This window comes from Sphingobacterium yanglingense, assembly GCF_004363245.1.
Taxonomy (GTDB): Bacteria; Bacteroidota; Bacteroidia; order Sphingobacteriales; family Sphingobacteriaceae; genus Sphingobacterium; species Sphingobacterium yanglingense.
In genome coordinates, this window is record NZ_SNYV01000017.1 from 403,801 (window position 1) to 424,344 (window position 20,544).

The following is a 20,544-nucleotide window of genomic DNA, read 5'->3' on the forward strand; positions in this document are numbered from 1 at the left end:
AAAATTATGTTAAAAGAAGAAAGACAGGCTTATATTGTCCATCAAATAAACCTTCACAACAAAGTATTATCATCCGATCTGAGCATACAACTAAATGTTTCAGAAGATACCATTCGCCGTGACCTGAATGAACTGGCCGAGAATGGACAGGTCATCAAAGTATACGGTGGCGCACTATCAAAATCATTTCAATTTCCATTTCAAGAGGGAAATGTATACGCTAAAGAAGGTAAAAAAGAAATCGCAAGTAAAGCGCTTTCGTTGATTGCAAATGGCATGAGTGTGTTAATTGGCGGTGGGACAACTATGATTGAATTGGCTCGTCTTGTACCAAATGACCTACAGTGCACCTTTTTCACAATAAGTCCATTAGTAGCACTTGAACTGGCCGAAAAAGATAATATCGATGTTTTCTTGTTGGGAGGAAAATTGTCCCGCAACACGAATATTGTAACGGGATCACAAGTGGTGAACGAACTAGCTGACATTCGCGTTGACCTCTGTCTTCTGGGAACAAATAGTCTTTCTCTTGAAGAAGGAATCACTGACTCCGATTGGGAGGTTGTACAGATCAAACGAGCAATGATCAAATGCTCTAAAAGTCTGGCTATCCTCAGTATCGCGGAGAAGCTTAATTCCAACCAAAAAATGCGGGTAGTTCCCCTTAAAGAGGTTACATACCTTATCACTGACCTCTCTCCAAGTGACAGGTCCTTAAAAGACTTTGCAAACAGTATTAAAGTAATTTAAAATTAGCTATTATTATCATTAATGAGTACTCAGGATGAGAGTGCAAATGGCTCGTTAAAGAGCAGGACAACCAAAGGCCTCGTCTGGAGCGGACTTTCAAACGGTCTGCAACAGATACTTGGCGCGCTTTTCGGGATTGCATTGGCACGTATGTTAACTCCGTCGGATTATGGTATGATTGCGATGGTTACCATATTCTCCCTCATAGCGTCAGCCTTTCAAGAAAGTGGCTTTGTCAACGGGATAGCCAATAAATCTACAGTGGCTCACAGAGATTATAATGCCGTTTTTTGGTGTAGCATCAGTGTAGGAACGATCTTATATATACTGCTGTTTTTGTCTGCACCCCTGATAGCATCCTATTACGGCATTCCCGAACTTAAACCCTTATCGAGGTTAGTCTTTTTGGGGTTTTGGACTGGGAGCTTTGGCATTGCCCACAATGCATATCTGTTCCGCAACCTAATGGTCAAGGAAAGGGCTATCTCAACATTGACTGCAATTATTGTTTCTAATATTGTAGGGGTTATCCTTGCTTATCTAGGGTTTTCTTATTGGGGCATCGCTATACAGACAATCCTCTATGCCGCGACAACTTCCGCCTTATTTTTTTATTTTTCAAAGTTCAGACCTTCTTTCAACATTGACTTTAAACCCATTCGAGAGATTATAGGATTCAGCAGCAAGATATTCATTACCAATGTTTTTATACATCTCAACAACAATGTATACTCTTTAATCCTTGGAAAATTCTACAAGCCTGAGGATGTTGGAAATGTCAATCAGGCCATTAAATGGAACCTGATGGGACAATCGGTAATCACAAATATGGTAAATAATGTGACACAACCTGTACTCCAAAAAATACAAACAGATCAAGATCGGCAGTTGCGTGTTTTTCGCAAAATACTAGCTTTCACTTCATTTATTGCATTTCCTTCTTTGTTTGGATTGGCCTTGGTGTCTAATGAATTTATCCTGATTGCATTAACAGCTAAATGGTCTGACAGCGCTGCTTACCTCCAACCCCTATGTATTGGTGGTGCTTTTTTAGTGGTATCGAACGTATTTGCAAACTTTATATTAAGCAAAGGAAAGTCTAACCTGTATATGTTCAGTATTCTTTCTTTTGGTATTCTACAGCTTCTGATTCTATTGGCGGCACATAGCTATAGCATTCTATTTATGCTACAGCTCACTGTATTACTTCAATTTTCCTGGATATTTGTTTGGCTCAGCCTTGCGAAACCATATATCAAATATTCTTTAAAAAATATGTTTCATGACATATTCTCATATGCGATATTAGCAGCTTTAGCAGCTTTAGTGGCTCACTTTGCGTTTTCTCTGATTACTAATATTTACCTCCGTTTTATTGTAGCAGTATTTACGATGGGCGGGGCTTATATCGCATTAAACAAACTATTTTTGCCGGCGATACTGGACGAAGTTTTAGAATACGTGAAAAATATCAAACGCAAAAAGACTGTATGAAAAGGGTCCTCACCATCATCGTAACCTACAATTTTGAACCTTGGCTGGATAAGTGTATTCAGAGCCTCCTTAGTTCAACCTACCCTAACGATGTCCTTATATTAGACAACAACTCTCAAGACACAACGGTACAATCTATAAAACAGCGTTATCCTTCCATACGTATGATTGCCAATTCGTCCAACCTTGGTTTTGGACGCGCGAATAATGTAGGACTTAATATTGCATTGAAAGAGGGCTACGATTTTGCTTTTTTGGTCAATCAGGATGCCTGGATCGCAAGCGATTGTTTAGAAAGACTGATCGCTGGATGCCAAGATGAATTTGGTATTATCTCTCCCATGCATTTGGATGGAACCGAGCGTAAATTGGACAAGGGCTTTGCGGATTACATAAAGAATGCCACGGAAAAAGATAATTATGGGGTAGTCCCATTTATTAATGCTGCTTTTTGGCTGTTACCAATTCACGTACTAAAAACCATAGGGGGGTTTTCTCCTATTTTTTTTCATTATGGAGAGGATAAGGACTATGCTAATAGAATTAGGTATCATCAATTGAAAACGGCTTTTATAAAAGATGCCTTTGCATATCATGACCGCCAGAATCGCCCCTTTAAGAGAGAAGCATATTATAAAGGTGAATTTGTATATCATCTTACGGAGTACTGCAATATCAATTATAACTGCATGACCGCCTTTGGGAATTCTTTTGGGGCTAGTCTCAAAAAAGCTATTACCGCTGTGCTAAAACTAAACTTTAATGACGGGGGGGACTATTTTAAAATAGCTTGGCGGATTTTTTGCTTGACTCCTAATGTAATAAAAACACGAAGCTTTAATAAAAGAGCTGAACAAGCAATTCTGTAGCATATGGATATATTAGCACCTGTTATACTATTCGTCTATAATAGACCGAAACACACGAAAAAGACGTTAGAGGCCTTAGAGAAAAGCATTGGTGCTTCTGAATCAAACATCTACATCTATTCAGACGGGGCAAAAAACGGAGAGGAAATCGAACATGTCAACGCTGTACGCGCTCTGATACGAGAGCCTTGGGATTTTAAAAGTATACATATCATCGAGAGATCCAAGAACCTAGGACTTGCTACAAATATCATAAAGGGAGTTACGGAAGTAATCTCAAAACATGGCAGGGCGATTATACTAGAAGATGATCTGGAGATATCGGAATTCGGCTTGCAGTATTTCAATGATGCCCTTACCTGTTATGAAGAAGATGAACAGGTGATGGAGATCAGTGGTTATATGTATCCTGTCCAACATGCCGAACAACTGCCGGAAAGCTTCTTTTTTCGGGTGGCCAACAGTTGGGGATGGGCCACCTGGGACCGGGCATGGAAACACTTTGAAGCGGATATCGACAAACTGACTACCGACTTCTCGAAAGCTGACATCAAGCGATTTAGTATTGACCATAGCGAAAACTTCTGGAAGCAGGTAAAACAATTTAAGGCAGGAAAGATTAATTCTTGGGCAATCCGTTGGTATTTGTCTATTTTTAAACAAAACGGCCTGGCCCTCTATCCAAGGACATCCATGATCCAAAATATCGGAACGGATGGCTCTGGGACACATTCGGATGCGGACTTGGCCTATAAAGTAACATTGGCGACTCAAAAAGTAACACAATTCCCAAAAGAAATAGCGGAACACAAAGAAGCTTACGAATCCATTAAGTACTTTTACAAGACCCGTAAGGGGTCTTTCGCAAAACGCGTGATTCGATATCTACGCAAACACTGGAATAAACGATAAAAGAAACTGTGAATACTGTTAAAATATCCATAATCACGATTGTATACAATAATGTCCGGGACATTGCTCACACAATTTCTTCTGTACTACAGCAGTCGTATCCAAATATCGAATATATCATTGTAGATGGAGCTTCTACCGACGGCACATTAGAGGTGATCCGTCGCTATGAGGATCGCATCGCCCATATTGTATCAGAGAAAGATAAAGGAATCTATGATGCTATGAATAAGGGCCTTGCTTTAGCAACCGGGGATTATGTTCTTTTCTTGAACTCCGGAGATGAGCTCTATGATAAAGATACCATCCAATGTATTGTAGAAAAAGGCAAAGGTGCTGATATTATCTACGGAGAGACCAAGCTGGTGGACGAGCAACGTAACATCGTGGCCGATCGAAGACATAAAGCACCGGAGCAGTTTACCTGGAAATCATTCCGCTACGGGATGAATATCTGCCACCAGGCAATCTACATCAAAAGAGACATTACGTCGCCCTACGATCTCAACTATCAACTGAGCGCTGATATCGATTGGGTAATCCGTGCTGCAAAAAAAGCGAAATCGACCCAAAATGTACATCAATATGTGGCTAAATATCTCGTAGGTGGGATGTCTCAAAAACGGCATCGACAAAGCCTAAAAGAACGCTACGCAATATTCAAAAAACACTATGGAACGTTTGCTAATTGGTTCAATCACGGGGTCATCGCATTTCGATTAATTAAATACAGAATTAAACATGGCAAAACAAGAGAATAACGGTTTGAATCCAGAATTGCTCGTTGAGCTAGCAAACAGCAAAATGCCATATGGAAAATATCAGGGCTGGACGTTGTATAAACTACCTGAACCGTATCTTGCTTGGTACCGACAAAAGGGGTTTCCTGCCGGAAGAATGGGTGTTTTATTAGCTACCCTATATGAAATTAAAGTCAATGGCTTAGAATACTTGTTACATCCTTTGGTTAAAAAGTGACGAGCATCATTTTTTGGTTTCTCCGATTTAGTTAACTTTGCATAATTAATTCAAACATTAAACGCCGTTTGCAGCGGTATCAATGCACATATGACAAAATATCAAACATTGCTGTACTACTGTTACAGCCCTATCGAAAATGCGGAGCAATTTGCTTCAGATCACCTCGAATTTTGTAAATCACTTCATTTAGTCGGCCGTATCATCGTTGCTGACGAAGGGCTTAACGGTACCGTATCAGGCTCGCCTGAGGCTTGTAAGGCATATATGGATGCTATATATGCGGATGGTAGATTCAATCATACGGAATTTAAAATAGATGATGTCGATGAGCCATCATTTATCAAGATGCACTGTCGCTATAAACCTGAGATTGTCCATTCGGGATTACGTGACCCCAAAGAAATAGATCCGAACCAACAGACGGGCATTCATTTGGAACCACAGGACTTTATGGAGATGAAAGACCGCGAAGATGTCGTTGTTCTGGATGTTCGTTCAAACTATGAGCATAATGTGGGAAAATTCAAAAATGCCGTCACTTTGGACATTGAAAATTTCCGGGAGTTTCCAGAGAAAATAAAAGAACTTGAACAATACAAAGGCAAAAAAATCCTAACTTATTGTACCGGTGGTATCAAATGTGAGAAAGCATCTGCCCTACTTTTAAAAGAAGGTTTTGAAGATGTATACCAATTACACGGTGGTATCATAAAATACGGCAAAGAAGCAGGAGGTAAGGATTTTGAAGGGAAGTGCTATGTCTTTGACAACCGAGTGACGGTTGAAGTAAATTCGACCAATCCTGTTGTAATATCTACTTGTAAGAATTGTGGTACGACTACACCAAAGATGATCAACTGTGCCAACCCGACCTGTAATGAGCACTTTACGCAATGTGATTCCTGTGGCGAGAAGCTAGAAGGCTGTTGTTCCGAAGCCTGTATGGAAAGCCCTAATAAAAGAGAGTATGATGGAACGGGATACTATGTAAAAATCCCTCAGCCGGTGAACATTGAAAAAATATCCAAACGTAAGCATAAAAATTTTGTCCCGAAAAGTCAAAGTTAACGAAGCGAGTTTCCTCGCTTCGTTTATCTAAACATATGGTGTAATTCTCGTAAAATTAAAACGTAGCCTTTCTTTTCATGTGATTTAAAACCTGACTTATGGAAATTCAGAGAATAAAAGTAGGTTCCCTCTTTAACATTTTGGTCAGGTAGCCAATCATTTTTATAATTTTCCGATTCATAAACAAACTCTCCAAGTCTAGTCAAAATCTTTAATTCGACACGATCAAAAAGATTCAACCCTACTATAAAGAAGACATCATTGATCCCGTCATCATTTGGAGTGATTATATTAGGCACGAAAGCTCCTATTACTTCAATAAAAACGGTTGCTGGAGCGGATGAATTACCATTCAAATCCGCGATTCTATAAGTAAACTTATCGACTCCTGTAAAAGTGGAATTTGATTGATAACTCACTATTCCTCTTTCATCTACATCTAATGAGCCATGCAATGGAAAATCAACAATATTCAAACTATGCACATCCAGTTCACTCCCCTCTGAATAGTCATTGAGCCAAGGTCTTATCTTCGTCCTAAAATTAAAAGTGGTTCTTATGGAATCATCCTTTGCTATTGCCTTTGTTTTCCTAATATTTATCAGAATTTTGGCAACATTACTTTGTAGACCACTATTATCCGACACAGTGTAGCTAATATATTCTTGACCAATATCGACATTTTCACTTACAGCGTAGTAGTATGCCCCATCCGAGTAAGAAATAGTTCCATATAGAAAGTTGCTATCAAAATTTACAGTCTTTATACCACTTGAGCCCACCATATCATTCGTTAAAAAATTTAATTTAATCTTCTCACCTTGATACAAGTTCAAAACATCGTCTTTTGTTACAAATGGTCTAGCTATTTCTGTTATTGTTTCTTCATCATCGTCAAAAGTATGTCCAGAGACATCCATTATATTAATACCGTATTGACCTTCGATTCCGGATATCGAAGCCACATTCTTAACTAGACCTGTGGCGACGTCATCCTCAGTTATACTATATTCCCGATAAAGAGTAGTAACGCTATTCCATTCCAATACAGGTATTGGAATTGCGTATTCCTCTAACAATCTATCAACCAACAATATATTAGTTAGCTCCTCTCCCTCATGTTTTATATCAAATCGATACTTAATAACATCTCCTCGTGTAAACTGTCGATTTTCTCCTGAACCAAAATTTACAACGGTTTTAGTCAAAAAAATTTTCGAAGGAAGATTAGTATTAAATAATGTTGGATTATCATTGTTAAAATCTGTTCCGGATTTATCGGAAATTTTTCGTCTTCTACTAGTGTATGATAAAACTTCCGCAGTGTTACTTATCGTTTTACCTATTTCCTCCTTTTTGAGGAAATATTCAAATTGAAAATGAACTTCCTCACCTGGGGTTAGATTATCGCTAGTCAGAAGTGAGCCAGTGGATATCTTCTGATCGGTCAGTTGTATATCTTGTAAAATTGCATTACCCGTATTCCTAATTCTGAAATCATAAACCAACACATCTCCTTCATCTATTTTGCCATTTTTATTTTTATCACGAAATGTTACCTCTTTTAAAAGGCCTATTTTAGCATCACTTTCGGCCGGATCAATCAATAAAATCTTCTTATTGGTTTTATTATTATTACATCCTGATAGACACTCTTCTATAGAACTTCCAACACTTGCTTTGTTACTGAGTGCAGTTGCGTCAGGATCGGTGGCATCAGATCCACGAATTACTCCTGCGAAAACGGGTATTCCGTTAAAAAATGCCTCTTCATATCGAGACACCCTGGCTTCAAAAACATAGGTCAATGAACAACCTGATGGAAGATTAATGGAAGACTTAAATTTATTTTTATTATTTATACCTGTAAGAACGACCCCACAACTACTTTCCGTCCCTACTGAAACAATCTCTACACCATCAGGAACTTCAAATACAAATCCAGCTCCAAGAGCCTCATCAGGCCCCTGATTCATAATAACAACCTCATACTCAAAAAGCTCATTTAATAGCACTTCCTTCTTATTTTCCTGGATCGTCTCTATCTTTAAATCATATTTCCGAACGTTAATATTCATTAGTTTTGAAGTAGAGAAGTCTGTTGAATAAGTCCATGTATCCATCCCTCTGTTATCTGCAAATTGCGGTTGCATATAATTGCTTCCCCATTTATGTCCATTTACGTTACTTAATATGCCCGTCAAATTGACAATCGGATTAGACCGATCCGGTGCTGTAGAATTTTTACTAATTTCTTCATCATCCCAATACACCTTAACATCTCCCAAATCCTGCCCGCTGATTGTGAATCTTTGTATTTTTAAACCTAATGGGTTTATTTCCATATCTAAATACGGAAAATGAACTTCGCCCGTAATCAAACTAATTTTTATCTCAACCGGATAGTCTAAACCAAAAGGAATAAATTTTTTGTTGCCATCTAACCCATCCCAGTAGAACTGATTACTACCGATTTTTCCTTCGACTAATAATATCCGAGATTCAAAACTATGCGCAAGAGACTTTGAACCAATCTCAATCTTGTACTTTCCTGCACGTGATGTTCCAAAAGAAATCCATGCCCCTTTTTGATTTAACGCCCCATTAGTCCCCTCGAACCCCACAAGATTTATATCTGTCACCTGTACCACCTTAGGTTCTTCCGTTAAGAGCCAGGTTTCCTTGCCTGGATACTTCTCACCTCTGGCACGTTTGGGTAGGTTAAGGTCAGGAAAATTATAAAACATTTTGTGGGTTACATATTTTTCCGTATCAGGGAGATAAGGAAAGTGCATCCTATCTGCGAAATGTCCGGCACTTTTATACGAAGGATTACCTTTGTCATCCAAATAACCAGCATTATTAGCAAAAAATGCAAAACCAAGACCATGACATCCATTTGCATCCACTTTATAAAGTGCTCCGTCATTCGTCAATACATAATTAATACCAAAATATCCACCTAATCCGTTTGGGGTATTCAACGTGCTATTATGCAAATACATTAATAAGCTATGTGTAAAAACACGTCCATTTACCCAAACCGATTTGGAAACATCTCTCACAGAGACATCCCAAGCCGCAATAAAGGCACTTACTTCCTGAATCCAATTGCCATTCGCCGGAATTGCAGGTGACTGCCCCGTTGGGTTATATTCTGGAGCAAGAAATCTTACTTCCCAAATCCCTTCTTCATCAGCGTCGACCTCAAAAGCATCATAACCACCATTTGTTCCTATACGAGGGCCTGCAAGTTCAGCTTGACGATTGAATATTTTTCCAATATCATTAGCGATAGTAGAATACACCTTACCACCTGGCGAAGTAACTCTTATTCTGCCGGATTTTAGATTTTGTGCGCTTGAACCTACATAGAGTCGTTCTCCTTTTTTAACCCATGCAAAATGAACGCCCTCAAGAAAAACATTAGCTTCAACCGTCTTTTGTCCAGATGCTAAATAGGCTCTTGCTCCCTTTGCAATATTGTTCGGATACAAATCCTTAGAACCTTCTGCATATATAACATTCGAAAGACAAAGAAAAAATAACGCAATAAGATTTTTCAATTCACAAAAATTAAGGTCCCAATTGGAAACTATAAAAATAATGAAAATTGATTAAAGTTGGTTAGCAAAAAAGCTATTTTAAAACGTCCATTCTACGTAATTGATGCTCTTATCGACAGCTAAATACTTTCTTTCATAGTATGTTTTTATAGAAAGAACCTCATCAACTAAATCTGACTTATATAGGTCTGTTGTTTCTTTGATGACCGGAAAATTTTGTAGTGCAATCTGTTCCCTGGTATAGCCGTAGAAGAAGTCACTATCTGTCTTCAGGTGCATAAGTCCACCCTCCTTTAAGATAATCTTATAACGTTCTAAAAACACAGGGTTGGTCAATCGCTTTTTCTCCCGGCTATCTTGCGGCTGCGGATCGGGAAAGGTAATCCATATTTCTGAAATTTCGTCTGCTTCAAAAAACTCGAGAATGGTTTCAATCTGTATACGTAGAAACCCAACATTATCTATCCCCTCTTCGAGAGCCGTCTTCGCTCCTCTCCAAATGCGGTTTCCTTTATAATCTATTCCAATAAAGTTAGTATCTGGAAAGAACTTCGCTAAATTCACCGTATATTCTCCTTTTCCACAGGCCAATTCAAGTATTAAAGGCTTATCATTGCCAAAGAATTTGGTAGACCATTTTCCTTTATACTCCTTGCCAGCGTCCAACTGTACTACGTTTTTAAAAGTCGCAACTTCAGCGAATTTTCTCAATTTATCCTTACCCATAACAAATATTAAGTCGCAAAAATAATCTTATATTTTCTCTATAAAAAATATAATTGGATGCGAGGTGTTACAAAATTCAATTTCGTCTGCAAATAACGAGGAGAGTTCATCAAGTAATTACATTTATTCATCGCTGTGACAGCTGTGCAACGTGGATATCTTTATTGAACACTATTGTATTGCTTACAATTCTGAATTTATGTAGGTTTGCATTAATTCAATACTTTGAACGTGGAAAAAGAAGCTAAAATCTACGTAGCTGGCCATAGAGGTATGGTCGGATCTGCGATATATCAGAAATTAAAACAAGAAGGATACACCAATATTGTGACACGAACATCCAAAGAACTGGATCTTCGTAACCAACATGATGTAGCTACTTTTTTTGAAAATGAAAAACCAGAATATGTGTTTTTGGCAGCGGCAAAGGTAGGTGGAATTGTTGCAAACAATACCTATAGAGCTGATTTTATCTATGAGAACATTGCTATTCAAAGTAATGTCATCCACCAAGCGCATGTACATCAGGTCAAAAAATTACTGTTTTTAGGATCTTCATGTATTTATCCTAAGCTTGCTCCTCAGCCTTTGAAAGAAGACTACCTATTGACGGGCACCCTAGAACCTACGAACGAACCTTATGCTATTGCAAAAATTGCAGGGATTAAAATGTGTGAAGCCTATAGAAGCCAATATGGAGATAATTTTATTTCAGTCATGCCAACCAACCTGTATGGTTACAATGACAATTACCATCCTGAAAACTCGCATGTGCTCCCGGCACTAATCCGTAGATTTCACGAAGCAAAAGTTAATGAAGTACCTGAAGTCACGATATGGGGTACGGGATCTCCTTTACGGGAGTTTTTGTTTTCAACGGACTTGGCAGAGGCTTGTGTATTCTTGATGAACAACTATGATGAAGAACAGTTCATTAATATCGGTGTAGGAGAAGACATTAGCATCAAAGACCTAGCCCTATTGATCAAGACAATTATTGGCTACAAAGGTGAATTAAATTTTGACAGCAACAAACCAGACGGCACACCTCGAAAACTAATGGATGTCAGCAAATTACATGCATTGGGGTGGAAACACCGTATTGATCTAGAAGAAGGTATCCGTCTTGCTTACGCAGATTTTATAGCGAAACACTGTTAATAGGTTTCGCTATCTGGAGGAATTCCAAAATTCACCATCCCATTATCTTCAAGATCATCCAGTGGAGCAACATCCTTATGTTTCTTTTTGGATTTCTTTGGTCGGACGAACTTGGCAAGTTTAGACATCAACGAACTGACTTTGCCCTGTGTAACCTGTGCCACTGCACTATCTGATGCTAATAGTACTATTGCTTTCTTAAGCCATCCCGAATTCTTGAGAAAGGTTCTGTTCAATACCAAAGGCAGTCCAAGCTGTAGTGCCCTTGCCAACCAATCGCTTTGATTAGCTGCCCCAGACTTAGCCCCTCCTCCGCTACCGAAGGCTGAAAAGATACCCTTTACAAAATCTACCCCAGGTATGCTTGATGTGAGATTGCTTATAAATCGAGCTGGCGCTTCGACTTTATGTTTAAGAAGCTGATACTGGTCGACCAAATACTCTTCCTGTTCCTTTTTGAGTTGATTCAAACGGACAATTTCTAGTCTAAGGTCTTCTATATTTTTGATTTTTGATTTCACATGCATATTATTATCCTCGATGATCTGCCAGCTGGCGGATCGGTTTGTCTTTTAATCGCCATTAACTTGTTCCGATTTATCGGAATGGAATGCCCAAACTGAGTGCAACGAGCTCACGAAGTAATTATATTATGCACGTTTTTATTGTACTTGGTGTGCATGCTGCTTCGCGGTCATTCGTGTTTGTATTTTGCAATCATGGACATTTTCTCTACCTATATCGCTTTATTATCCCATTGTGTATGCTGTCCGTCCAAAGTATTTCCCTCGTCAGGAGAGTCCTTACTTTGTTGGGATTCTTCAAATAACTCTTCGTCTTCTTGCCACTTACCTAAAACCCGACGTATCGTCAGATCCATAAACTTAGCTTCCAACTTCGGTTCGAAAGCACGGATAACAAGAAGTATAACAAAGAAAACAGCACCCGTGACCAAAAAACCCAGTGCATTACTCCCCAAAAGCTCTCCAAGAAAAAAACCAAGTGCTAGGGATAGAAAAAAAACAACGATTAAAGTAAGAAGCAGCTTGGTTGCGTCCAGTACAAGGGTACCGATAACGCGCCCCATGCGGGCTATAGTTTTTAACTTCAGCAGCTCTACCTGTGTATCGACATATTCCTTAGCCTTTTGAAAACTCCCTGAGAATGAAAAATTTTGTTCGCTCATTGGATTGTATTTTATTTAAATGTCTATGAAGTACAACATCAATAGATCCTGCACTTCATAAACTATTGTAAATATTAAGATTTTGGATTATCAGTTTAATCCAAATTATGCATGTTCTTCTATTTCATCATCCGCGAATGCTTCCGCATTTGAAACTTTCGATTTGACCATTGCTAACACCTTTTCCTTAAAATCGTTAAGCTGATCAAGTTGTTCTTCGGCGCGCTCTTTTAGTGCATCTCCAAGATCCGCTAATGATTCATTTATTTTCTCTCTCGTCTCTGTTCCTTTTTCGGGCGCAAATAAGACTCCTAGTACTGCTCCTGCTGCTAATCCAGCAAGTAATGCTGCTACAACTTTACCGCTATCTTTCATATATACTTAATTTGTTTTTATCTGTCATCCATGCTTGTACAGTTCTGCTACACGGATATTTCATATATTACATTTTATAAGTTAGAGAAGTTCATTGTATGGCCATCCTAACTTCATCACTCTACTATATTATTAACAATAAAAAGACCAAATCGTTTAAAATAAATAATCCTGATCTATCTTTCTTCCTATAATATACCATATTTATCAGTAAACAGCAAAAACAAGTCCAAACTAACATCCTTCATTAACATATTTTAGCTATCTTTAGAATAACCAATTCTAAAAATTATGCTCGTAAAAACCTTTAGTAGTGCAGTTTACGGTATAGAATCAACTACCATTTCGGTGGAGGTAAATGTGTCTACTGGAACTAAATATTATATCGTAGGTCTTCCGGATAATGCAATTAAAGAAAGTCTACAACGTATTGAAAGCGCCATATTGTCAATTGGGCATCGTATGCCAAGACAAAAGATTGTTGTCAATTTGGCACCTGCAGATATCCGGAAAGAAGGGTCCGCATATGATCTAGCCATCGCTATAGGCATCCTTGCGGCATCGGGGCAGGTTCAAGAAGCACAACTGTCGGGTTATTTAATCTTAGGGGAACTATCATTAGATGGCAATGTACAACCTGTGAAAGGGATACTGCCTATTGCCATTCAAGCTAAAAAAGATGGATTTGAAGGAATCATTTTACCTCGGTCTAATGCTGCTGAAGCAGCCGTCGTTGGAGGTATCAAAGTACTCGGTATAGATTGCTTACAACAGGTCGTAGATTTTTTCAATGGGAAAACGGAATTGCCCCAAACCTCAAGTCCCCTGACCAATGATGCTCCAACAGTTGCCGTCAGCCACGAACTGGACTTCGCGGATGTGAGGGGCCAACAAAATATCAAACGTGCTTTAGAAATTGCAGCAGCAGGGGGACACAACATTATTCTAATCGGCCCACCCGGAGCTGGCAAAACAATGCTGGCTAAGCGACTCCCTAGCATACTCCCGCCCCTAACATTTGAAGAGGCACTGGAGACGACCAAAATACACTCGGTCTCGGGCAACCTATCCCGAAAGGAATCGCTCATGAATACACGGCCTTTTCGTGCACCACATCATACAATCTCTGATATTGCGCTGGTGGGAGGAGGCAGTAGCCCCCAACCTGGAGAGATATCGCTAGCTCATAATGGGGTCTTATTTTTGGATGAGTTACCGGAATTCAAACGGACAGTTCTTGAGGTCATGCGTCAACCTCTTGAATCTCGAAGTATTACCATATCCCGTGCTCGTTTCAGTGTAGATTACCCGGCGAGCTTTATGCTTGTCGCTGCGATGAACCCTTGTCCGTGTGGATACTATAATCATCCCGAAAAGGAATGCCTATGTGGTTCACTGGTCGTGCAACGCTACCTAAGTAAAATCTCGGGGCCATTATTAGATCGTATTGATTTACACATCGAAGTCACCCCTGTTGAATTCAACGAATTGACGGAGCAACATGAAACGGAGAGAAGTGATTTAATAAGGCAACGTGTGATAGAGGCAAGACAAGTGCAAGAACAAAGATTCTCCAAAGAAAAAGACATACACTGCAACGCCCAGATGCCCTCGAGATATGTACAGGAACTATGTCTGTTGGATGAATCTGGTAAAAAATTGCTTAAAAATGCGATGGAGCGCTTAAATTTATCGGCCAGGGCATACGACAGAATACTCAAAGTAGCCCGTACCATAGCCGATATGGACAATGCCGAACGCATCCTGAACCATCACCTGGCAGAGGCGATACAATTCCGGAACCTAGATAGACAAACTTGGCTTGGCTAGCCTAGAACTGGTCAATAAAGTGCCTAAAAATCCAAGGGTAAAATAGAATTGTAATCAATATTCCAGATAGTGCTCCAAATAGATGCGCATCGTGATTGATACGGTCATTGGAGTTCTTAGATGCCCAAATACAATATCCGATATAAAGCACAGCAAATAAATAGGCTGGCATGGGGATAATCATAAAGATACCAAGCATCGCTTTGGGCTGAAAAAGAATATAGCCAAAGAGCGCAGCAGATATCGCTCCGGAAGCACCCAAACTATAATATCCAGGGTTATTTTTCTGCTGTACAATAGTAGGAATATCACTCAATACGAGACTCACTATATATAACAAGGCAAAATACAAATGTCCAATATCACCACTCACTTGCACAAAAAAACGTTCTAGTGCAAAACCAAAGTAGTAAAAGGTAATCATATTGAATAATAGATGCCCCCAGTCTGCATGTATAATTCCACTGGTAAATACAGTATACCACTTGCTCTTGTCCCGGTGTATGCTATAAGGGTGAAGCATCATCGAACCATATAACTGTGGATTAGAAAATGCGTATATACTGGTCGCAATCGTAACAGCAAAAAAAACAGACGCTACCGGTGTGTGTAAAATATATTCTTGAATCATTAGTTTTAGAATCTATCTTCGATTAAAAAAACGTAGAGCTCTTTTGGGCCATGCGCTCCCAATACAAGCTTTTTTTCTATATCAGCTGTCCGGCTTGGTCCCGTAATAGTCGTCACCATGGAAGGCAGATAAGTTGGATAACGGTCTTTTAGCTGTGCTATGGCGTGACGTATATCCATAACCAATTGCGATGCCTTAGCCAATACAATATGTACTGGTGGATAGATACTCAACCGGCGTCCCCCTTCATTGGCATTTGAAATCATGACACTACCATTGCGTGCGATCAAAGCTTCGCAAGCAGTAATCCCTATCTCCGCCTGTTCAAAATTCCTATCGGTTGCAAGGTAAGGGAAGCCGTAGTGCTTTAACAGTACATTCACTGATGGTTCCCACGCATAGATCTTTGTCATTCCCAACTCTTCGACAAGACCAATTAAATTTTCTATAACAGAAATCTCACCGTCGCAATAAACAAATTTCCCGCCTATATCAGTCAACTCACGTGCAAAAGTAACATCTAGAGACTCTTCCTCGTCTTTGTACAAAGCGGAGTCTTCAAAGTCTGGATGTGGGTTATCACGCTTCTGAAGAAGAGCTTGTCGTATCTTCTTGAGCATCTTTTCTTTTGCTGTGGTATTTCTAATATTCATTCGTCGTGATGTAATGAGTACGATATGGATAGGTTAAAGATAAAAATAGAGGGGGTTAGCCCTCTATTTTTTATACATTATCTTCATTCAGTTTCTCCGAAGGTTCAGAATTTTGAGTTTCTTCTGGTATCGGTGGAATTGGCAATTCTGTCTGAGGAACTCCTCCTCCATCTACGCCTCCATTGACAAACTCATCATAAGTTGTACGGTTTGAAAAAGGCCGTTTTCCTAAGATCTCTTCTAAATCTGCTTGGAATAGAATTTCTTTCTCCAATAGCTTTTCAGCTATACGGATCAAGCCTTCTTGATTATCCAACAACAACTGTCTTGTACGCTCATAAACAGCAGACACCAATACACGTACTTCCTCATCAATCAATTCTGCAGTCTGGTCTGAGTATGGTTTCTGGAACTGCGATTCGCCAGAACTATCTCTAAAGGATACGTTTCCGACCTTATGATTCATCCCGTAAACCGCTGTCATAGCGTAAGCTAATTTTGTGATACGTTCTAAGTCGTTCTGCGCTCCTGTACTGATACGTCCAAAAGTAATATCCTCAGCTACACGTCCACCCATGGTCATACACATACTATCTAGCAATTGCTCTGTAGTATACAAGAACTGCTCTTTGGGTAGGTACTGTGCATAACCTAAAGCTGCTACTCCACGTGGTACGATAGAAACCTTGACCAATGGATCGGCATGCTCCAAGAACCATCCTGCTATAGCGTGACCTGCCTCGTGGTAGGCAACAATTTTCTTCTCTTCTGGAGATATAATTTTGTTCTTTTTTTCTAACCCACCAATAACACGGTCGATTGCATCTTGGAAATCCTGCATCTCAATTGCACGCTTATTCTTACGTGCTGCTATCAATGCGGCCTCATTACAAACGTTTGCAATCTCGGCACCGGCAAATCCTGGAGTCTGTGCAGATAATTTTTTCGCATCGACTTCTTCTGCCAGCTTCAATGGTTTAAGGTGTACATTAAATATTTGTTCGCGACCTATCAAGTCCGGCTTATCAATAGAAATCTGTCTATCGAATCGTCCTGGTCTCAATAAAGCCGAGTCTAATACATCTAGGCGGTTGGTCGCTGCAAGGATAATAACCCCCACATTTGTTCCAAATCCATCCATCTCTACCAATAACTGGTTCAATGTATTTTCACGCTCGTCGTTTCCTCCCATTACTGAGTTTTTACCACGTGCTCTACCAATTGCATCAATCTCATCGATGAATATGATACAAGGCGCTTTTTCTTTGGCTTGTTTGAACAAATCACGTACACGTGATGCTCCTACCCCGACAAACATTTCTACGAAATCAGAACCTGACAACGAGAAAAAAGGAACTTGTGCTTCGCCAGCAACAGCTTTGGCCAACAATGTCTTACCTGTTCCTGGAGGGCCTACTAGTAAAGCTCCTTTTGGAATCTTTCCTCCCAGATCAGTGTATTTCTTCGGGTTTTTCAAAAAGTCAACAATCTCCATTACCTCTGTCTTGGCTTCTTCTAAGCCGGCAACATCATTGAAAGTAATATTGATCTGTGATTCTTTATCAAAAAGTTGTGCCTTTGATTTACCGATATTGAATATCTGTCCACCGCCACCGGCACCACCACCGCCCATACGGCGCATAAGAAACATCCATAATGCTACGATGATAATCAATGGCAAGATAAAGGAGATAAAAAATCCTCCCCATGCATTGGAGCGCTCTTCCCATTTGGCAGATATTTTTGGCGTGCCCTCAGGCAAATCCTTTTGGGATTCAACCAACTTTTGGTTCAATATTTCTGCAGATCCTTCTGTAAAGGTATACTGAGGCCCCTTATTAGCCGAGAAGCTTAAGCTATTTCCCGACGGTGCCAAATCTTTGTATTTGGGATCATTCTTCAGCTTATCACTTTTGATATAGACCTCTACCTCGACGATACTACCTTTATTATAAGCTATTAATTCCTCAACATCTCCGGCACGGAGCATGTTCTTCTCAAAGTTCTCGTAAGTAGTTTTCTCCGCACTTTCACTATTATACAAAAAGTTCAATGCAATAAAACCTAATATCATGGCGATATAAAGCCACATCATATTAAATTTTGGAGGAGTTGGGGTTATTTTTTTACTTGGAATTTTCTTCATTACAATATTACGTGTCTTTAGAATTTCTTTTTATGCACTTTGGTAGGATTCTGCCTTTGCATCTCCCCAAAGGTCTTCTATACGATAGCGACTTCTCGTATCTGTCTTAAATATGTGGACAACCACGTCTACGAAATCAAGCAAAATCCATTCTCCATTGCCTTGCCCTTCCTTATGCCATGGGCTTTGCCCGAACGCTTTATATACTTCCTCTTCAACGCTATGTGCTATCGCATTTACCTGAACATTACTATCGGCATGGCAGATTACAAAATAATCAGAAATAGTAGCGTTGATTTCTCGCATATCCAACTTCACAATCTCATTACCTTTCTTCTCTTGCATCCCCAATACGACAACCTCTGCCAATTTGTTGGATAATTCTGAATTTTTCTTTATACTCATTAAGAAATGTTATAGTTTTACTCAAAAACTTTAAAATCTTTTATCTTTTGCAAAATAATACATTTTTTGGACATTATCAGCCCCTCTCTATAATTGTTTTGGAGTCGACAGCTTCTACAAATGATTATTCGAAACAATTATTGACAAATTTCAAGCCACAGATAGGTTTTACTGCCATTATGGCAAAACATCAATCTGCTGGACGAGGGCAGAGAGGGACTTCCTGGCTGGCTCCAGCGAACACCAACATGACTGCAAGCTTCATTTATAGTCCTGTAGACCTTTCGATTGCAGACCAATTTGCGTTGACTGTACATGCTAGCCTAGCAGTCTATGACGTCCTCAAAGAAATTATCAAAAAAGACATTTATATCAAATGGCCCAACGACATTATGGTGGGCAAGAGAAAAATTGCGGGGATCCTTATCGAGAGTAAAGTATCCGGACAGTCCATCAGAACGGTTGTTACAGGCGTTGGCCTCAATGTGTATCAGAAAGAGTTTGCAACAGAGATAGCGCACAAAACCACCTCATTAGCGCTAGAAAACCCTAAAATTGACTTGAGCATTCTAGACATCGTAAAGAGAGTTCAAAAACGTCTACAGGACTATCAGCATATATTCCAAGAGGGCAACTTTCTGACTTATCTCGGACTTTACAACGAAAGACTCTTCTTGAAAGGTACCGATACTTTTTTCACAGTAAATGGTGTCTCAACCGAAGGCCGCATAGAAGGTGTAGGAAATGACGGGCTCCTTATCATCCGACACAAAGAAGAGATTAAAAAGTATGATCTAAAAGAGCTCACGTATCAGTTATAACAAAAAATTTACTTGCTCATACGGTAATAATAAATGTACCTTAGCATTAAACTTTATGCCTTTGAAGATAGTCATAGAGTCAAATACAAGTTATAGAAGAATTAGATTTATTATGAAAAAAGTTAGCTTACTAATCGCTGCTGTCTTAATGACAGTCACTTGTGCTCTAGCACAAATCCACCAACCAGTAAAATGGTCTGTTGCACACAAAAAATTAAACAAAAACGAAGCTGTAGTCTACGTAAAAGCTACAATTCAGAACGGATGGAACATCTACTCGCAAAATGTAGCTGATGGAGGTCCAATCCCAACTTCTTTCAAATTCGAAACATCTAAAGATTATACTTTAAATGGAAAGACTGCAGAACCTACAGCTAAGACAAAATACGAAGAGGTTTTCAAAATGAATGTACCTTACTTCACTAATGAAGTTGTATTCCAGCAAAAAGTTAAATTGAATAAAGGTACAGCTACCGTCAAAGGTACAGTAGAGTGGCAAGCATGTGACAAGTCACAATGTCTTCCTCCAGACGAATATAACTTTGCTGTTACTGTAAAGTAGATTTTACACAACCAAGATAGAGAAGGCAGTATTTTACTGCCTTTTTTTATACTTTTATAATTCAACAATTTTTTCAACTTTATGAAGACTTATCTGTTTTCTTTTTTACTCTCCTTTTTCTTTGCGACTACACTTGTAGCTTCACCGCAAGACTCATTGGTGTCCTTCGATGATGTTACGTTTACAGATGGCAGCGTCACAGACAGCACCCAAGGAGCTGAAGTCCCTGACGACCTGGTTTTCTCTGATGGACAGGATACTGGTAGTGCGCAGGTCGACAGTACTGCGACGGTAGATGCTACAGCAGCTGTAACTACAGATGGTGCCGCTGCAGATGATAAGTCGATGTGGGGTATCTTTATCGCTGGTCTTTTGGGTGGTTTTGCGGCATTCTTTATGCCCTGTATC

General features: G+C 39.5%; 20 protein-coding genes and 1 pseudogene. 12 read left to right on the forward strand and 9 right to left on the reverse strand.

Annotated features, from left to right (window positions below; translation table 11 throughout):
* Positions 1–6 precede the first annotated feature (6 nt).
* From CLV99_RS19690 to trhO, 7 genes are all read left to right on the forward strand, one after another.
* Complete coding sequence (locus CLV99_RS19690) at positions 7–750, forward strand: DeoR/GlpR family DNA-binding transcription regulator (protein ID WP_133586218.1); 744 nt, start codon at positions 7–9, stop codon at positions 748–750.
* Between the two features lie 21 nt (positions 751–771).
* Entirely contained in the window at positions 772–2,244 is a 1,473-nt protein-coding gene (locus CLV99_RS19695) for a lipopolysaccharide biosynthesis protein (protein WP_133586219.1), read from the forward strand.
* Entirely contained in the window at positions 2,241–3,113 is an 873-nt protein-coding gene (locus CLV99_RS19700) for a glycosyltransferase family 2 protein (protein ID WP_133586220.1), read from the forward strand. The genes CLV99_RS19695 and CLV99_RS19700 overlap by 4 nt, the downstream gene beginning before the upstream one ends.
* A gap of 3 nt (positions 3,114–3,116) precedes the next feature.
* On the forward strand, positions 3,117–4,025 hold the full coding sequence (locus tag CLV99_RS19705) for a glycosyltransferase family protein (RefSeq protein WP_133586221.1): 909 nt from the start codon (positions 3,117–3,119) through the stop codon (positions 4,023–4,025).
* A gap of 8 nt (positions 4,026–4,033) precedes the next feature.
* Positions 4,034–4,786 (forward strand): glycosyltransferase family 2 protein, encoded by a 753-nt coding sequence (locus CLV99_RS19710; protein WP_133586222.1) that lies wholly within the window; start codon positions 4,034–4,036, stop codon positions 4,784–4,786.
* Positions 4,767–5,003: a DUF3820 family protein gene (locus CLV99_RS19715; RefSeq protein WP_133586223.1), complete on the forward strand. Its 237-nt coding sequence runs from the start codon at positions 4,767–4,769 to the stop codon at positions 5,001–5,003. Before CLV99_RS19710 ends, CLV99_RS19715 begins: the two co-directional genes overlap by 20 nt.
* A gap of 90 nt (positions 5,004–5,093) precedes the next feature.
* Positions 5,094–6,074, forward strand: coding sequence for an oxygen-dependent tRNA uridine(34) hydroxylase TrhO (gene trhO, locus CLV99_RS19720; RefSeq protein WP_133586224.1), 981 nt, complete (start codon positions 5,094–5,096; stop codon positions 6,072–6,074).
* A 23-nt stretch (positions 6,075–6,097) separates the two neighbouring features.
* On the opposite strand, the gene CLV99_RS19725 is transcribed toward trhO, so the two are convergent.
* Both CLV99_RS19725 and trmB read right to left on the reverse strand, forming a co-directional pair.
* A complete protein-coding gene (locus CLV99_RS19725) occupies positions 6,098–9,640 on the reverse strand; it encodes a T9SS type B sorting domain-containing protein (protein ID WP_133586225.1) in 3,543 nt (1,180 codons plus the stop codon).
* A 78-nt stretch (positions 9,641–9,718) separates the two neighbouring features.
* Positions 9,719–10,366 (reverse strand): tRNA (guanosine(46)-N7)-methyltransferase TrmB, encoded by a 648-nt coding sequence (trmB, locus tag CLV99_RS19730; RefSeq protein WP_133586226.1) that lies wholly within the window; start codon positions 10,364–10,366, stop codon positions 9,719–9,721.
* Between the two features lie 231 nt (positions 10,367–10,597).
* On the opposite strand from trmB, the gene fcl reads away from it, so the two are divergent.
* Entirely contained in the window at positions 10,598–11,527 is a 930-nt protein-coding gene (gene fcl / locus CLV99_RS19735) for a GDP-L-fucose synthase (protein ID WP_133586227.1), read from the forward strand.
* Here fcl and CLV99_RS19740 read toward each other — a convergent pair.
* The 3 genes from CLV99_RS19740 to CLV99_RS19750 form a co-directional block, all read right to left on the reverse strand.
* On the reverse strand, positions 11,524–12,048 hold the full coding sequence (locus CLV99_RS19740) for a hypothetical protein (RefSeq protein WP_246032815.1): 525 nt from the start codon (positions 12,046–12,048) through the stop codon (positions 11,524–11,526). The two genes, fcl and CLV99_RS19740, sit on opposite strands and share 4 nt — an antisense overlap.
* Positions 12,049–12,263: 215 nt before the next feature.
* Positions 12,264–12,713, reverse strand: a complete 450-nt coding sequence (locus CLV99_RS19745; protein ID WP_211348584.1) for a phage holin family protein — start codon at positions 12,711–12,713, stop codon at positions 12,264–12,266.
* Positions 12,714–12,818: 105 nt separating this feature from the next.
* Entirely contained in the window at positions 12,819–13,088 is a 270-nt protein-coding gene (locus CLV99_RS19750) for a YtxH domain-containing protein (protein ID WP_133586229.1), read from the reverse strand.
* A 291-nt stretch (positions 13,089–13,379) separates the two neighbouring features.
* On the opposite strand from CLV99_RS19750, the gene CLV99_RS19755 reads away from it, so the two are divergent.
* Complete coding sequence (locus CLV99_RS19755; RefSeq protein ID WP_133586230.1) at positions 13,380–14,918, forward strand: YifB family Mg chelatase-like AAA ATPase; 1,539 nt, start codon at positions 13,380–13,382, stop codon at positions 14,916–14,918.
* Position 14,919: 1 nt separating this feature from the next.
* Here the strand turns inward: CLV99_RS19755 and CLV99_RS19760 are convergent, their stop codons facing one another.
* The 4 genes from CLV99_RS19760 to rsfS form a co-directional block, all read right to left on the reverse strand.
* The gene (locus CLV99_RS19760) at positions 14,920–15,549 is read right to left on the reverse strand and encodes a rhomboid family intramembrane serine protease (protein WP_133586231.1); all 630 of its coding nucleotides are present in this window, start codon (positions 15,547–15,549) and stop codon (positions 14,920–14,922) included.
* 5 nt (positions 15,550–15,554) lie between these two features.
* Complete coding sequence (locus CLV99_RS19765; RefSeq protein ID WP_133586232.1) at positions 15,555–16,202, reverse strand: LutC/YkgG family protein; 648 nt, start codon at positions 16,200–16,202, stop codon at positions 15,555–15,557.
* Positions 16,203–16,272: 70 nt separating this feature from the next.
* A complete protein-coding gene (gene ftsH / locus CLV99_RS19770) occupies positions 16,273–18,348 on the reverse strand; it encodes an ATP-dependent zinc metalloprotease FtsH (RefSeq protein WP_133586233.1) in 2,076 nt (691 codons plus the stop codon).
* Between the two features lie 30 nt (positions 18,349–18,378).
* Entirely contained in the window at positions 18,379–18,753 is a 375-nt protein-coding gene (gene rsfS / locus CLV99_RS19775) for a ribosome silencing factor (RefSeq protein WP_133586234.1), read from the reverse strand.
* A 47-nt stretch (positions 18,754–18,800) separates the two neighbouring features.
* Here rsfS and CLV99_RS19780 point away from each other — a divergent pair, with 47 nt between their 5' ends.
* The 3 genes and pseudogenes from CLV99_RS19780 to CLV99_RS19790 all read left to right on the forward strand — a co-directional run.
* Positions 18,801–19,574 carry a biotin--[acetyl-CoA-carboxylase] ligase gene (locus CLV99_RS19780; protein WP_162850166.1) on the forward strand — a complete coding sequence of 258 codons (774 nt, stop codon included), beginning with the start codon at positions 18,801–18,803 and terminating at the stop codon, positions 19,572–19,574.
* A gap of 112 nt (positions 19,575–19,686) precedes the next feature.
* Positions 19,687–20,136 carry a protein-disulfide reductase DsbD domain-containing protein gene (locus tag CLV99_RS19785; RefSeq protein ID WP_133586236.1) on the forward strand — a complete coding sequence of 150 codons (450 nt, stop codon included), beginning with the start codon at positions 19,687–19,689 and terminating at the stop codon, positions 20,134–20,136.
* Positions 20,137–20,217: 81 nt separating this feature from the next.
* Positions 20,218–20,544: pseudogene (locus CLV99_RS19790) on the forward strand (hypothetical protein); the annotation flags it as partial.